Origin of the sequence: Oligoflexus sp. (genome assembly GCF_035712445.1) — a bacterium.
GTDB lineage: Bacteria > Bdellovibrionota_B > Oligoflexia > Oligoflexales > Oligoflexaceae > Oligoflexus.
In genome coordinates, this window is sequence record NZ_DASTAT010000025.1 from 1 (window position 1) to 14,939 (window position 14,939).

General features: G+C 53.8%; 14 protein-coding genes. 12 read left to right on the top strand and 2 right to left on the bottom strand.

The window, feature by feature from the left end; genetic code table 11:
• Positions 1–677 (bottom strand): hypothetical protein (locus VFO10_RS04830; protein ID WP_325137618.1); only part of this gene is annotated, 677 nt, incomplete at its 3' end.
• Between the two features lie 391 nt (positions 678–1,068).
• Here VFO10_RS04830 and VFO10_RS04835 point away from each other — a divergent pair.
• The 3 genes from VFO10_RS04835 to VFO10_RS04845 all read left to right on the top strand — a co-directional run bounded on the left by VFO10_RS04835 (position 1,069) and on the right by VFO10_RS04845 (position 3,662).
• Positions 1,069–1,311, top strand: a complete 243-nt coding sequence (locus VFO10_RS04835; protein ID WP_325137620.1) for a hypothetical protein — start codon at positions 1,069–1,071, stop codon at positions 1,309–1,311.
• 393 nt (positions 1,312–1,704) lie between these two features.
• Positions 1,705–3,501, top strand: coding sequence for a DeoR family transcriptional regulator (locus VFO10_RS04840; RefSeq protein WP_325137621.1), 1,797 nt, complete (start codon positions 1,705–1,707; stop codon positions 3,499–3,501).
• 20 nt (positions 3,502–3,521) lie between these two features.
• Positions 3,522–3,662, top strand: a complete 141-nt coding sequence (locus VFO10_RS04845; RefSeq protein ID WP_325137622.1) for a hypothetical protein — start codon at positions 3,522–3,524, stop codon at positions 3,660–3,662.
• 7 nt (positions 3,663–3,669) lie between these two features.
• On the opposite strand, the gene VFO10_RS04850 is transcribed toward VFO10_RS04845, so the two are convergent.
• Complete coding sequence (locus VFO10_RS04850) at positions 3,670–4,347, bottom strand: hypothetical protein (protein WP_325137623.1); 678 nt, start codon at positions 4,345–4,347, stop codon at positions 3,670–3,672.
• 130 nt (positions 4,348–4,477) lie between these two features.
• Here VFO10_RS04850 and VFO10_RS04855 point away from each other — a divergent pair, with 130 nt between their 5' ends.
• From VFO10_RS04855 to VFO10_RS04895, 9 genes are all read left to right on the top strand, one after another.
• Positions 4,478–5,305 (top strand): hypothetical protein, encoded by an 828-nt coding sequence (locus tag VFO10_RS04855; RefSeq protein ID WP_325137625.1) that lies wholly within the window; start codon positions 4,478–4,480, stop codon positions 5,303–5,305.
• Between the two features lie 11 nt (positions 5,306–5,316).
• A complete protein-coding gene (locus VFO10_RS04860; RefSeq protein ID WP_325137626.1) occupies positions 5,317–5,745 on the top strand; it encodes a hypothetical protein in 429 nt (142 codons plus the stop codon).
• A 102-nt stretch (positions 5,746–5,847) separates the two neighbouring features.
• Positions 5,848–7,482, top strand: coding sequence for an isovaleryl-CoA dehydrogenase (locus VFO10_RS04865; RefSeq protein WP_325137627.1), 1,635 nt, complete (start codon positions 5,848–5,850; stop codon positions 7,480–7,482).
• Between the two features lie 141 nt (positions 7,483–7,623).
• The gene (gene proB, locus VFO10_RS04870; protein WP_325137629.1) at positions 7,624–8,760 is read left to right on the top strand and encodes a glutamate 5-kinase; all 1,137 of its coding nucleotides are present in this window, start codon (positions 7,624–7,626) and stop codon (positions 8,758–8,760) included.
• Positions 8,753–10,018 carry a glutamate-5-semialdehyde dehydrogenase gene (locus VFO10_RS04875; protein ID WP_325137630.1) on the top strand — a complete coding sequence of 422 codons (1,266 nt, stop codon included), beginning with the start codon at positions 8,753–8,755 and terminating at the stop codon, positions 10,016–10,018. Before proB ends, VFO10_RS04875 begins: the two co-directional genes overlap by 8 nt.
• Before the next feature lie 115 nt (positions 10,019–10,133).
• Positions 10,134–11,093 (top strand): hypothetical protein, encoded by a 960-nt coding sequence (locus tag VFO10_RS04880; RefSeq protein ID WP_325137632.1) that lies wholly within the window; start codon positions 10,134–10,136, stop codon positions 11,091–11,093.
• The gene (locus VFO10_RS04885) at positions 11,090–12,112 is read left to right on the top strand and encodes an LLM class flavin-dependent oxidoreductase (protein ID WP_325137633.1); all 1,023 of its coding nucleotides are present in this window, start codon (positions 11,090–11,092) and stop codon (positions 12,110–12,112) included. Before VFO10_RS04880 ends, VFO10_RS04885 begins: the two co-directional genes overlap by 4 nt.
• A gap of 218 nt (positions 12,113–12,330) precedes the next feature.
• Positions 12,331–13,428 (top strand): hypothetical protein, encoded by a 1,098-nt coding sequence (locus tag VFO10_RS04890; protein WP_325137636.1) that lies wholly within the window; start codon positions 12,331–12,333, stop codon positions 13,426–13,428.
• A 253-nt stretch (positions 13,429–13,681) separates the two neighbouring features.
• Entirely contained in the window at positions 13,682–14,935 is a 1,254-nt protein-coding gene (locus tag VFO10_RS04895; protein WP_325137637.1) for a hypothetical protein, read from the top strand.
• The last annotated feature ends 4 nt before the right edge of the window (positions 14,936–14,939 follow it).

A 14,939-nucleotide genomic window follows, 5' to 3' on the forward strand; every position in this document is an offset into this window, starting at 1 on the left:
CCTTTGAATTCTTGAGAATTTTCAATGTTTGCCAGACTCTCGATAAAGTTCGCGTGAGCATCGTAGTAGGCGCGAAGGCCTTTTTCATTCAAGCCTGTGACCCAGTTCCTCATGTGAGTGCCAGGGCTGGCTGATGTCATCAAGTGAATATTATTCAAAGCAACCTTCTTCACCAGTTCGTCCGACCACCACTGGCGCCCTGCGATTAGATTTTCGATTGTTCCATTTTCCATTATGCGCAAGGCTTTTTTGGAAATCAATGCATCCAAAATTTCCCTGCCGAACTTGCCAAATTCTTCGATGACAAGGCTGCGGGTAGCCCCTACGGTTTCCGTGGCGAAGGCGAAAATGCGATAACGGTCGATATCCGTCAGAGCAAAGGCAATGATGTCAAGCAACTCATCGGTTTGTTGTTCCGTTAGTTTACTGTCTGCCATTTCCTGGACTTCAGCCGGATAGAATTCACCAAGGATCTCCAGGTATTTGTCCGGCTCGATCACCTTCAGGATGCGCTTGGCATCGAAGAACGACAGGCTTTTCTGTTCGCCCGCCTGAAGTCTGTAAACGATCGTATAATCAACGCCGACCTGCTTGGCCAACCATCTCACACTCTCATTTTTTTTGGCGACAAAGGCTTTGATTTTTTCCTGAAGGAAAAAACAAATCGGATGAGCCATAAATAGCTGCTCCCAGGTCGATGAGTTGTGATTGTCTTATTATGTAGTAATTCTATCGCAGCAAGAAGTCAAATTGTACGTGCATGATGGTGAATATTCGTTGTTCTTCGTGAATGTGAATAGTCAATCGTGCGTGGTTTGCGATTGCAAAAGCCGGCAAAAAATGCTGTCACTTCTTCCCGACAATTTTGCAAATGATAAATGACGCATCTTTGATTTCATTATTTAAAAAAGGCGGAGCCTATTTTTTAGGCTCGCGGATTTTGCAATGGCTGAAGAATGTACACGCGGAAAGGAAACAAAACTTGCCGCGGCCGTTTGCGGATTGATATTTACGACTTATCACTAAGGTTAGTTCCCTAATGCGCGTGTCAGTTTGAGGAGAGAAACCATGCTCAGGTTTATCGTTTTCAGTAGCATTGCTCCCCTTGGTTTATTCCTTCTGTCATCTGGCTATGGAATGAGCAGACCGTCCGTGCTCACGTATAAGGAATGCGGATTCGGAGGCAATGCGCCTTTCGAACAGTACCTGGTGAAAGCCGAAGAGTTTAAGAAAAAATATGGCGACAAAGCCAAGATCGAATGGATCACCGAAGATAATTGCCAGGGCGTGACACTTCACTATCACCCCTGATGCAAGGCTGAAGATACTTCCAAAGGCGAAAGCTACCGCTTTTCTCCCTTCCCAATATCCCCCTTTCCCGCTCTTTCCCGCGACCGGCGTGCTGGATCCATAGAGGATTCCGGCACCGGTACGGGCTCTTCTCATGCGTTGAGCTGAGATTTCGCTTTTTTGAAAAATGCGTAGCGGGACTTGCTGAACAAATCTTTCCAAGTGCTACATCTTTCGCTCTGACCCCACCACCTTATTTGCCTTCCTTTTTTGAGGCGATTCTGAGGCGATTAAAAAGACCATAAAAATCGCGTATATTCCCAATAATTTCCCTGGTTTTAATAGGTGTTGAAGCGACGGCTGAATCCTGCTAGACACCTTCTGTTGTTCCTATTTCCAATCGCGAGGTTTGCTGTGTCGCTCGCAGAATCAAGCCCTTATTTTTCCCAGATGGCCGGTGGTGATTACCTTCAAATCATTGCCCGTGCTGTGGATTCGCGTGATGCGAAGCTGAATCCTGAGGATATCCCTTGGGTCATCGGGGCTTTGACTTTGGTCGGACGCAACATGGAAGCGGATGGTATCCTGCAACGCTGGATGCCGCGCCTGTCAACGGCTCAGCTGATCATTGCGCGTTGTTTCCTGGGCTCCGCTTTTTGCCGTGAAGGTCGTCAGGATCTTTCACGCAAACTTTTCATCAGCAACCTTCGCGACGCCAAAGCCCTCGGCGACAGCCAATCGCTCTGCTTTGCCTATCAGGGTCTTGGATTTTACCGCTATCGTCAGGGCCGTTTGCATGCCACGCGGCTTTGGGCTCAGGCCGGAGCGAAAGAGGCGATTGCCGCCGACTTTGATTACGGTTATGTCCTCACCATGGAACTCCTGGGACATTCCCAATTGAATCTTGGTCAGATCCACAGCGGTTTCCGCACGCTGTCGATGGCTCGGCAGAAAGCCCAGGCTTTGGGTCGGGGCGCGCTGCTTCAGGCCATGGATCATACCATGGTCATGTACCGCTCGGCCTTCGGCCTCGGCAAGCACAGTGACGAAATCGTGACTGTCCTGCAGGAAACGATCACCCGCTCGTCCTATGAAGACAGCTATACCCAGGCGTCCCTCAATCTCGAGCTGTCCCGGGTTTTGCTCCTTCGCGGACAGCTGCGGCGATCAAAGGCTCTTTTGGAGCGAACGAGCGAACTCGTCTATCGCATCGATAATCCCAATCTGGAAATGAATCATAACCTTCTGCTGGCGCATATCCTCCGAAAGCAGGGTGAAACGCATCAGGCGCTTAGTCTGGTCCGTGCCGCACGGCATCGGGCCCAGTCCCGCTCCGATCTGAGGCAGCATATTCGCGCCCTTGGGTTCGAAGCGCAGCTGCTTGGTGAAATGGGCCGTGTCTTTGATCAGCAGGCCCTACTTCCCGATATTGAAGCTCTTACACGGCGCTGCGGTGGTTTGATCAGCTGGCGGATGCTGCAGCGCATGCGCGGAACTCCGGGCAATAACAGTCGGCCGGGTGATGATCCCCTGGGCGATCTTGTGGATCAGGTGAAATTTTATCCGGCTGCGGCAATGCAGGACGTGGTGCGCAGCGGCTGGCTCGGCTTCCTTCCGAATGTTTTGGGATTAAGGCCGCATGAATCGGCTTTGGTTTTTGATGTGGAGCCGGGCTCGGTCACGATCGTGGATCGTGGTGAGGTCGTTCATCATGTCGAGGGCTGCTCAGGCCTCATGCGCAAACTTATCAAGTGGCTGGCCAAAGGGGAAAGCGCCAAGGAACGCCTGACGTCTTCACTGTGGGGTCGTTCCTATGATCCAGCGCGTCATGACAAACAGATTTACGGATTGGTGGCCAAGACCCGACGTTTTCTGGGAGCCTATGGGGAGTGGATTGAAGCGAGTGAAAGTGGCTACCGTCTGCGTCCGCAGATCCGGGTTTTGACCCAGGACCTTCGCACGCCGCAGCCGATTTCTCTTTTGCAAAACGATGCCTCCGAGCAGGAAGCGCTGCCGGCATTGAATGTTCGTCAGGCCACAGTGCTGAGTTGGATGCGCGCCGGCGAGATCATCGAACCCAAAGCCATCTGCGATCGCCTCAAGGTTTCCGATGCCACGGCGAGTCGGGATTTAGCGAAACTATTGGAGCTGGGCCTTGCCTATCGCATGGGCAAAGGCCGCACCACACGATATGCCTACGGGCCTACGTAAACAGGACAGGAGTATGCAACATGGGTACACAAGTGGGAAACGCAACGCCGATTGACGACGTCGCAGCCGCTGCCTCGGATGCGAGGATTGAAGAGAACGCAAGCGAGGCCGCAGCCGTGGACGAAGCCAGCTGGACGGAAGCAGGTGGCAACGATTACTGAGGTCGATTTACGCCGCGCCCTTGAGAAGGCGGCGCAGAGTTAAACCATGCAGTGTGAGTGCCGTCATTACGTGGATTCCCGGCAGCCAGATGTAGGGAAAATAGGCGACAAAGGTATTGGCCGGTTCATTCAAAAATACACGGAAGGGGAGCGGTGCGGAGAGCACGGCGATGCTGACGATATTGATGAGGAGCACGAGGCCGAGGATGGACTGTGCCCACGCCCATCGTTTCACCTGCGGAACATGATTCCAAAATCCTGCCAGAAGTAGAGCGGTGATGGCGGAAAGCATATCCAGGTTGCGCCCATGCCAGGTCATTTGAATGGGCGCGAGTCCCTCACGCCAGGCAAGATCCAAAAGAATTTCAGGCAGTATGCGAAAACCCTGCAGTCCGATCAAAACGCGCAGGGGGACGTGTTGAACCACGCTTCCACCCCAGGGTGACAACGTTACCCCCAGGCTCGTGATCAAAAGAGCCGCGATGAAAAAGAAAAAACGCGGCGGCATGGAGTTGAAATCCGCAAGAACCCCGGATGCCCCGAGTATGCCGCTCAAAAGAAAAATCAAGGCATAGCCCCCGACTCCTGACCTCAGGTCCGCCGGGTCCGGGAGATATCGTTTCATGGTAAAAATCATGAGCGCAGCCGTCAGGAAAGCGGAGACGATCGAAAAGCCTGCTGTCATGTCATAAACCTCCTTAAGACCTTATCCGACTTTTTTATCCCCACCCGCAATATTTGCTTCGGCCGGGCGTCCTCGCGACAGCCGGAACCCTTTACCCGGCCTGGAATACACCTTAAAATTGAGACAAATCATGCGCCTGCCATGGATCATGGCCTTTCTGACTCTTGCAGTCGCCTGCGGACCGCAGCACGACGAATCCGTGAGTGAAACAAAATGGTTGACCGGAGCTGGACCCGCTCGCGGTCACGAGGATATTACGCGCTTGGCCGTAGACGAGGCGAATGATGCCCTGCAGGGGTTGATCGGCCAAAGGCCTTATCCGAAGATCGCCAAAGGCGTGGCCGGTGCGGATACCGGGAACATGATGGTGCTTGGCAATTATGAATCGGACTTTGATACGCCGAGGATGAGGGACTTTCATCAGGTCGGCAAAGTCGATTGGCATAATGAGGGGCGCATCCAGCATATTCACAGCTTGCGGGATTTCGTCGACCAGGTGCCTTTGGATCTGCGCCCATCCTGCGAAGCGATTCGGAGCAACATCATCCAGGCGGCTCGCCTTGGCATCGAGCGGTATCAAGCCGGTGATGTGGAAACAGGCCGCTACTGGCTTGGCCATGCGACTCATGTTATTCAGGACAGTTTTTCAGTAGCCCACGCGAAACGTGATAAGGCCGATCCTCGACATATTTTGGATATCTGCGTCTATGGATTCAAATATGGAAATGTCTGTGAGCATGCTTCCGTCGATCTTGATGATCGTGTCTGGCGCTCCACTTTTTCCTGTGAATGGAATCCGAACAAGCGTGATAAGGGCTGTCTGAAGGATGAAGCGCAGAATGCCGTGAACGCCACGGCGGCCTTTTTAGTCAACGCCGGTGAAGCTATTTTTGCTGGAAAACCTTTGGACGAAAGCTTGCAAGGCTATTTCGCCTGCGACACCGCCGGCCCGCGATAGGAGTTTGGATCATGAAATTACAATGGAAAATTTTGGGCGTCTCGGCCCTGCTGTGTACTTTAGGTTCCGCGTGCGGGGACATTGTCAAAACCCGCAACCCCATCAAAAAAGTCAACACACCGGAACCGGAGGAAAAAGAGTCGAGCCTTTATGGAGTCTGCACGAATTTCCAGGGCGCCTGGACAGTCCAGTGCCCCCAGCCCATCGAGGGTGTGCCAGCTTCCTTTCACATGCTTCAGTATTTCTGCGATCTCTTCATCGCTCATCCTCACGACCTTTCTTTTGAAGGCCAAGCCTTGAGCTGGTCGGATGCTCGCGACTCCATCACGCTGCGTTCGGAAAACGATACCCTTGTCCTTGAGAAAAAAGACGGTGTACGCCAGGGAACCTGGACCCGCGGCGGGCAAAGCTGCACGATGAGCTGGCGGCGTAAACCTTAAGTAATTCCGGATGCGTCTTCGCCTTTGTTCCCTTATTAATTCCGGATGCGTCTTCCTCCTTGTTCCCTTATCATGCGAAAAAATGCAAGGAGAGGGGACACTGTGGAAGCCTGGCAAACTCATGAGGTGACGAATCAGTCACCCGCGCTTTTGGACTACAATCTTTATCTTCAGGATCATGCTCTGCGCGAGGCCTTGCAGCGCGAAGGTGCGTCTTGGGCTGCTCCACAATTGGAGCAGTGGGGCGCTGAACTCGGTCGCGCTGAGGCCCATGACAACGGTCGCCTGGCCAACGAATATCCGCCCGTACTGAAAACTTTTGATGCCCGCGGTCATCGCGTGGACCAGGTGGAGTTTCATCCGGCCTGGCATCAGCTTTTGCATGATGTCGCCCGACGTGGTCTTCATACAGGCCCATGGTCCGAGACGCGACCTTCGGCCCATGTGGCCCGGGCTGCGGCCTATCTTCTGCAAACGCAGGTGGAAACGGGAACGCTTTGTCCCACGACCATGACCTATGGTGTGATCCCTGTGCTGCGCAAAGGTCCGACCTGGGTGCAGAGCTGGCTTTCGACTCTCTATTCCAAAGAACATGATCCCAGGGACCTGCCCTTTTCCATGAAAAAAGGCGGACTTCTGGGAATGGGCATGACCGAGAAACAGGGCGGCTCGGATGTCAGGAGCAATAGCACGGAAGCGCGGCGCTTGAACGGCGACGAATATCTTCTGCGCGGTCACAAATGGTTTTTCTCGGCTCCCATGTGCGATGCGCATCTGGTCCTGGCTCGCAGCTCATCCGGTTTATCCTGTTTCTTCGTTCCCCGCTGGCGACCGGATGGCAGTAAGAATGCGATTCACATTCAAAGACTGAAACATAAACTCGGCAATCGTTCGAACGCATCCAGCGAAGTGGAATTCCATGATGCATGGGCTATCCTTTTAGGTGAAGAGGGGCGGGGCGTTCCCACCATTATTGAAATGGGCACCTACACAAGGCTCGACTGCGCGATCGGAACAGCTGGACTGATGCGCCAGGGCTTAAGTCAGGCCTTGCATCATGCCAACCATAGACAGACCTTTGGCAAAAAGCTGTGTCACCACCCGCTCATGCAGAATGTCCTCGCTGATCTGGCTCTTGAATCCGAGGCTGCAACAGCGCTTGCCATGCGTCTTGCGCGCGCTTTCGATCAGCAGGAAGATGAAGCGGAAACGATAGTCCGTCGCCTTCTGACACCCGCGGCCAAATTCTGGGTGTGCAAGCGCGGCTGTGAATTCATGGAAGAGGCCATGGAGGTGCTCGGCGGCAATGGTTACTGCGAGGACTATAATCTGCCGCGCATGTATCGCGAGATGCCGGTGAATTCCATCTGGGAAGGTTCCGGCAATATCATGTGCCTGGATGTTCTGCGTGCTCTGCAGAAAAATCCGCGAGCCATGGATGTGCTCGCCCATGAAATGCAAGCAGGCGCCGCGCACCCGCTTTTGGATCGGCATCGCGATGGAATCATGCAGCGCCTGAAAACGGAAACGGCCCAGGAAGCCATGGCCCGTCGCCTGACCCAGGACCTTATCCTTGGCGTCCAGGCTGCACTCCTTCTACGCCATGCCCCGCCTTATGTTGCCGAGGCCTTCTGCCAGTCGCGTCTGGCTCATGACTGGGGTTATACTTACGGCAGTCTTGGTCCGACTGTTCATTTTTCTGCAATACTGGAAAGGGCCTGGCCCACGCGCGGGTAGCTTTTTGCAGGTTTTTATCAGCCAGTTTGTACCGAAGCGGGGATTGCCTACGAAACCGTCCCCAGCTTCTGAACTTTTCCATGCGTTTCCCCAGGCCTTTGGTTAAGCTGAGGCCGGAAACGTCCAGCCAAGAGTTGTGGTATGAGCAGCACGCTAAAGCTTCGTTCGGAATGGCCCGGCCAGTGTCAAAGACTGATTGTGAAGATTGGTTCGGCGGCGCTGGCGCATCCGGAAACGGGTGTCGATCAGAAAAAAATTGAGCAGATCGTCGCCGACTGCGCCCGGCTTTTGCAGCAGGGGATCGAAGTGATCGTCGTCAGCTCGGGCGCGATCTCCATCGGGCGTCGTCATATCCCGGCCGAGGCGGATGGCAGCATCGCCTATCTGCAGGCCTGCAGTGCCATCGGTCAGCCGCTCCTCATGCGCTGCTATACCCAGGCCTTTCATCACCATCAGAAGCAGTGCGCCCAGGTCCTGCTCACGCACGAGGATGTGCGCGATAGCAAAAGAAAATTGAACCTGAAAAACATGATGAACAAACTGCTTGAAGCCGGCATCACTCCGATTCTGAATGAGAATGATTCGGTGAGTTATGCCGAAATCACAGTCGGTGACAACGATCAGCTGGCGGCCATGACCAGTGAGATGATGGATGCCGATGGGCTGATCATACTCACCACGCCCGATGGTCTTTACGATCGTGATCCAGGTTTGGGTGACGCTCAGAATCTGCGGCTGGTGGCTTTTGATGAGCGATTTGAAAAGCTGAATCTGGCCGGAAAAACCAGCGTCGGACGCGGCGGTATGCTGACGAAGCTGGAAGCCGTGAGAAAGCTCACGCCCCTTGGTATTCCCGTGATCCTGGCCACCTTTAAAAAGGATCAGCCCGTGATCGCCGCGCTGGAAGGCGGCGGAACATTTTTTGAAGTCAGTCCGCAGGCCACACGCAAATCCAGGCACCGCTGGCTGACGGCAAGCGCAAGGCTCGGCGCCACGATTAAAATTGATCGCGGTGCCAGTGAAGCTGTCTTGAATAATCGTTCTCTTCTGCCTTCTGGTATCCATCGCGTCGAGGGTAGTTTCAAACGGGGTGATTGTGTCAAAATCCTTTGCGGCAATCGCATCGTGGCCCTGGGGCTGGTGGAATATTCAGCCAGTGAACTCCGGAAAATTCAGGGCCGTCAGAGCCAGGAGATTGCCACGATCCTGGGCCACTGCCCGTCGAAAGTTGCCGTTCATAAAGACAACCTCGTGATTCGGGAGGAAAACCATGAGTGACTTCACTCGGGATGATTTATTGGAAAAAGCCCGCGCTGCGCATGACAGTGCTGTCAGGTTGCGCCGCTATCAGGAAAAAGATCGGCGGAATGCGATCCTTGCCATTAAAGATGCCTTGATCGCTTCCCGCGCTGATATTTTAAAAGCCAACGAGAAGGATATTGTCGCCGCGCGTCGGCACGATCTGTCCGAGGCCATGATTGATCGACTCACCCTGACCGAAAGCCGGCTCAGATCATTGGCGGATGCCCTGCAAACCATAGCCGAAAGCCAGCCGGTCCTTGGGCGAATCGATGAGCAGCACACCCGCGCGGATGGACTTATCGTTCAGAAAAAGCGGATACCCTTGGGCGTGATCGGCGTTATTTTTGAAAGCCGGCCGAATGTTCTGATTGATTGCACTGCCCTGGCTATCAAATCAGGCAATGCCATTCTTTTAAAAGGCGGCAGCGACGCCGCGCATTCCAATGCTATCCTCGGGCAGCTGGTGCAGGGTGCGATGGCTCCCTTTATCCCCCGGGAATCGGTGCAGGTGATTCCGAGCGGGGATCGACAGCTCACCATGGAAATGGTGAAGCTGGTTGGACTGATCGATCTGATTATACCCCGCGGCGGCGAAGGATTGATTCGCATGATCCAGGAGCATGCAAGGATTCCTGTGATTGCTCATGCCAAGGGACTTTGTCATCTTTACATCCATGCTGATGCCCCCCTGGATAAGGCCCGCGCTATCGCGTTAAATGCCAAGGTGCAAAGGCCTTCCGTCTGCAATGCCATCGAAACGATGCTGGTTCATGAGCAGCATGCCGGCGCTTATCTGAGTGATCTTCTGCGCGCCCTGACCGAGGCCGGTGTGCGTCTGCGCGTCGATGAAAAAATCTGGCAGCTGGGTCCGGAGTCAGGCTGGGAAAAAGCCGTGGCCGAAGATTGGGACACGGAATATCTGGACAAGATCCTTTCGGTGCGTCTGGTCGCTTCCGAAGATGAGGCGATTGATCACATCCTTCAGCACGGCAGTCATCATACCGAGGCGATTGTCTGTCAGGATCAAGGGGTCATCCAAAAATTTGAAGATGCTCTGGACTCATCCTGCCTTGCCATCAATGCCAGCACCCGCTTCAATGATGGCGGCGAATTGGGACTGGGGGCGGAAATCGGCATCTCGACCACCAAGCTCCATGCTTACGGACCCATGGGCGCAAGGGAATTGACGACGACGCGCTTTGTGGTGCAAGGTACGGGTCACTGCCGCAGTTAAGTTGTGTACCGGTATTCAATAAAAAAAGCATATGCTTATAAGCAAATTGTGCTTGTGGAAATTCGAGCGCTCACCTACTTCTGAGCTACATTTCGCATGAGAAAGGGCCTGAAGTATGAAGCCAATCGCAATTTTCTACGAGCACCCCGACTGGTTTAAACCTCTTTTCGCCGAGTTGGATCGCCGCCAGCTGCCTTATGTGAAAATCCCTGCGGACCAGCATGGCTTTGCTTTGGCCTCTTCGGAAGCACCTTACTCCCTGGTGTTCAACCGGGCCAGCCCCTCCGCCTATCTGCGCGGACGCGGCAATATTACGTTCTACACTCAGGACTGGCTCGGCCAGCTCGAAAGCCAGGGTATACCTGTGGTCAACGGGACCAAGGTCTACGGCTATGAAATTTCGAAAATCCGTCAGCTGCAGCTTTTGGAGCAGCTGAAAATCCGATATCCGAAATCCTGGGCCATCAATCATCCAAGCGCAGCTTTGGAAGCGGCCAAGGACCTTCGTTTCCCCATCGTTGTGAAGGCCAATATCGGCGGCAGCGGCGCGGGTATCGTTCGCTATGATAGCTTCGCGGATTTGGAGTCAGCCGTGAACGAAGGTACGGTGCCGATGGGCATCGACGGTGCGGCCTTGGTGCAGGAATATGCGAAACCGGAAGGCGGACACATCGTTCGCATCGAAGTACTGAATGGCGAATATCTTTACGCCATCCGCGTCTATCCACCGCAAGGCACCTTCGATTTGTGCCCTGCTGATGCCTGCCAGACCTCGGACGGTCGGGAGCTGGTGCGTGCGGCCTGTGCGATCGATGCACCCAAACGCGGCTTGCGTGTGGAGCGTGCGGATCCTCCACGCGAGATGATTGATGCGGCCGTGAAGATTGCCCGTACGATTGATCTGGATGTCGGCGGTATCGAATACCTTGTCGATGAACGCGACGGCCAGGCTTATATTTACGATATCAACGCGCTGTCCAACTTCGTTGCGGATGCCGTGAATGTGATCGGCTTTGATCCCTTCGCCAAACTCGTGGATTATCTTGAATTCCGGGCCCGGAGGTCGGAATCATGAAATACGGGTTTTGGATGCCGGTCTTTGGCGGCTGGCTGCGCAACGTGGAAGACGAGGGCATGGAGGCGAGCTGGGATTACGTCAAGCGTCTGACCCAGGCCGCGGAAAAGCTCGGTTATGATTTGACTCTGATCGCCGAACTCATGCTGAACGACATCAAAGGCATTCAGGCTCCGTCCATGGATGCCTGGACTACGGCTGCGGCCTTGGCTGCCGTTACGGAAAAACTGGAACTTCTGGTGGCCGTGCGTCCGACCTATCATGCGCCGGGACCTTTTGCGAAACAGGTGGCGCAGATCGATCAGATTTCGCAGGGCCGGCTCTCGTTAAACGTGGTTTCCTCCTGGTGGAAGGACGAAGCCAAACGCTTTGGAATTCCTTTCGACGTGCATGACGATCGTTACGCGCGGACCACGGAATGGCTCCAGATTTTGGATGCTGCGTTTCATGAACCTGAAGTGTCCTTCCACGGCCGTTATTATGATATCGAAGGTTTGATCGTGGAACCCAAGCCGGTACGCAAACCCCGGCCTTTGATCTATGCCGGCGGAGAATCGGAAGCGGCCAAGAATATGATCGCCCGCATGGCCGATGTTTACGTGATGCACGGTGATCCCCCCGAGCGCCTTCAGCCCAAAATTGCGGATATGAAGCGCCGCCGTGAATCCTTTGGTTTGCCGCCGATGCAATTCGGTGTAGCCGCGTATTCCATCATCCGCAGCACGAAGGCGGAAGTGGACAAGGAAATCGCCCGCATCACGGACGTCTCGCCGGGATCGAGCGGCTATGCGAACTATCAGGATTTTATCCAGAATTCGCAGCTGGATCAGGTGCTCAACCTCGAAGATTACTCCGTATCGAATCGCGGATTGAAATCTGGACTGATGGGAACGCCTCAGCAGGTGATTGACCGCATCGGATCCTTTGCGGATGTGGGTGTGGACCTTTTCCTTCTGCAGTGCAGCCCTCAGTTGGAAGAGATGCAGCGCTTCTCGGAAGATATTATTCAAAAACTTTGAAGCCATGATTATAAAAAGCCCTGGCGGACGATGTCAGGGCTTTCTTGCGTCTCCCGCAACAGGGCCAGGACGAATGAACTGAAATTGCCCCGACTCCGGCAGCCCGTGATCTTGAGCACGCTTTGTTTCTGAAAAAAACAGACAAAAGTGACTTAGTGCTTGTGAAAATAGCTCCCAGTGCTAAATAGAGGCTGCACGCACAATGGGAGACCGCTCACATGAAACGCACACAACTCGCTTGTCTTTTGTCCCTGCTCATCAGCACCTCGTCGCTGGTCGCCGCACCGTTTCCCTTCTTTGAAGGCAAGGTTCAGGTGCCCTTCAGCAATCATGGTTCGCTCAGCGTTGAAGTCCTGGATCAACGCTTTTTGAAAACCACCGACAACGGCAACCCCCACAGTGAAGAAATCGTTCTTGATTTGCAGACCGGTCGCATTGAAACGACCACGGTTGACTACACTCCGAATGAAACCAAAGTAACCACAAGCTATGAACCCGCTGATCAAGGCGGAGCTTATCTGCCCTATCGTCGGCAGCTGACCGCGTTGATCGGTGATGTGGCTGGGGTTCAGCAAAGGCTTGGTTATTTGGGTAAAGAGGTTAAGCAGGCACGGAATCCTGAGATGATCGCTGTCCAGCAGTATCTCGAGGATATTCGCAAAGCATCCGATGATAGCGCCCCTGATTCTGTGGCCCTGACCTGGATTCCCCGCGATCTTCGTCGCGATGTGACCTATTCCATCACAGTGGAATATCTGGCTCGCGAGAATCGCCAGCTTCTCGCGGAAGCTTTCGGAGGTCAGCCGTCCTGGAATAAATCGACGAGCGTTCCCGTTTCGAAAGGCTATCAGACCAAGGATATAATCATCAAGATTCCTGCGGATGCACCTCTTGACATTGCTGGTTCCATCGGTGCGGCCCTTGTTCCTGCTGGCGCCAAGGCTTCGGATGATAAGTTGGCTGAAAGTTATCTGCCGGCCAGCTTTAAAAAGACACTCATGATCGTCAGCACGAGCGCCTCGTTTCTTCCGTTCAACAGTCCGCGTTTGGCTGTCTATACCAACTTCTTCTGTCCGAAAGACTGCGAAGTTCGCGTGGACATTTTCAATTCCGCCGGACAGTGGATCACCAGCGCTAGCACACCGGCCGAGACCTCTTCCAATCCCTTTGTTGAGCAGTTCAAACAGGTTAACATTCCTGCCTCGATGCTTCCCGTCGGTCAGGACTTTACCTACTTTGTGAAGATCCTGCCACTCGGTGGAAGCTGGGATCAGTACTACGACCAGATGCGCGGCAGCTTTAAAATCGGCAACTAAATGGTCAGGGTGAATGGGGTCTCTCGTTCACCCTTTTGATTCCCCTTGCGCCCGCACTGGGAATAATATGTAGTAAACTTACACAATCCCCGCCAGAAAATCTGGACAAGTAGCCAAATAAGCGTAATTTTAGCTGTTTTGGCTGCATAGTCAGTGGTTTTATGTTGCTTTCCAACGACCAATTGCTAGATTGCGCCTCGCAATGACTAGCTTGGTCATAAAGACTCAACCCTACTTGGAAAGCACACACACTATGAAGCACGGTATGCCTGCCCTCGCCGCCCTCATCTTTTTGAATGGCTGTGGTCAACCGAATCACACCAGCACAACTCAGGAAGCCTGGAATCGCCGCAATGATCCGACCATCATGGGACTCGATGTGCTGACACGCAAATATCAGTACGAGACCAAATTCGATCAACTGGCGTTGAGCGCTGCTCTTCCGAAAACTCCCTGGAGCGATTATTACTGGCCGACGTATAAAGGTGGCCTCACCTATCGTTGGGCCCAGAACAGTGATGATCAGGCTCGCTATGCGTATGCGACCAAAGCATTTTCTGAACTGACAGCAGCCGAGATCGCCGTGCTTTCTCCTGCAGAAAAATATGACCTCTATATGGGCTTTGATGACTATCGCACAACACGCGCCGAGCGCGAGCGCACCGGAGCCCTGAAGCGCATTCCAGGACAGGAAGGTTACGATCCCGAACTGAGCCCGATTCCAGGCTGGGAAGGCCTTTGCCATGCCTGGGCGCCGGCGACTCTGGCCTTTGATGAACCTCGCGCTGTGACCTTGAAAAATAGAGCCGGCGTGGACATTCCTTTCGCCTCCTCCGACATCAACGGTCTTCTCACCATGTTCCTTCATCACGCACCTTCACCTCGCGTCAGCTTTTTGGGTGGACGCTGTGAAGAGGATCTCAGCTCCATTCAGGACCAGATTGATGAGATCCAGTATGCTTATGAAGGCAGCCCTTACGCCAGCTGGACTGAAGAACAGAAGACAGCGGAAATCAAAAAACTGCAGGACGAGCTGACCGCCAAGGGTGAGCAGATCGAATGCCGGGATACCAATGCCGGCGCGTTCCACCTTGTGATCACCAACCAGATCGCAAAACTGAAAGAAGGCTTCGTTGCGGACGTCACGCGTGATGATGAAGTCTGGAATCAGGCGGTCTATGGTTACGAAGTGAAGGTTGAAGAAGAAAAAAATGGCCGCTCACCCGACGCCGCACCGCGGACCGTCAAGGAAGTGACTGTGACCACCACCATGAAATACATCGTGGAAGTCGGTTATCATCAGGAACGCGGCGGCTATGATCACGAATCTTCGGAAGCCCTTGTCGATTATCGTTATCGCCTGGAACTCGACCGCGCCGGCAACATCATCGGCGGGAAATGGTTGAGCTATGAACGTCCTGACTTCCTTTGGAAGCAGGAAACACCCAAGTTCGAAGGCGAATTCACAGGCGTTGAAGAAATCTATAACGCGGCTCGCGCACTTTAATACT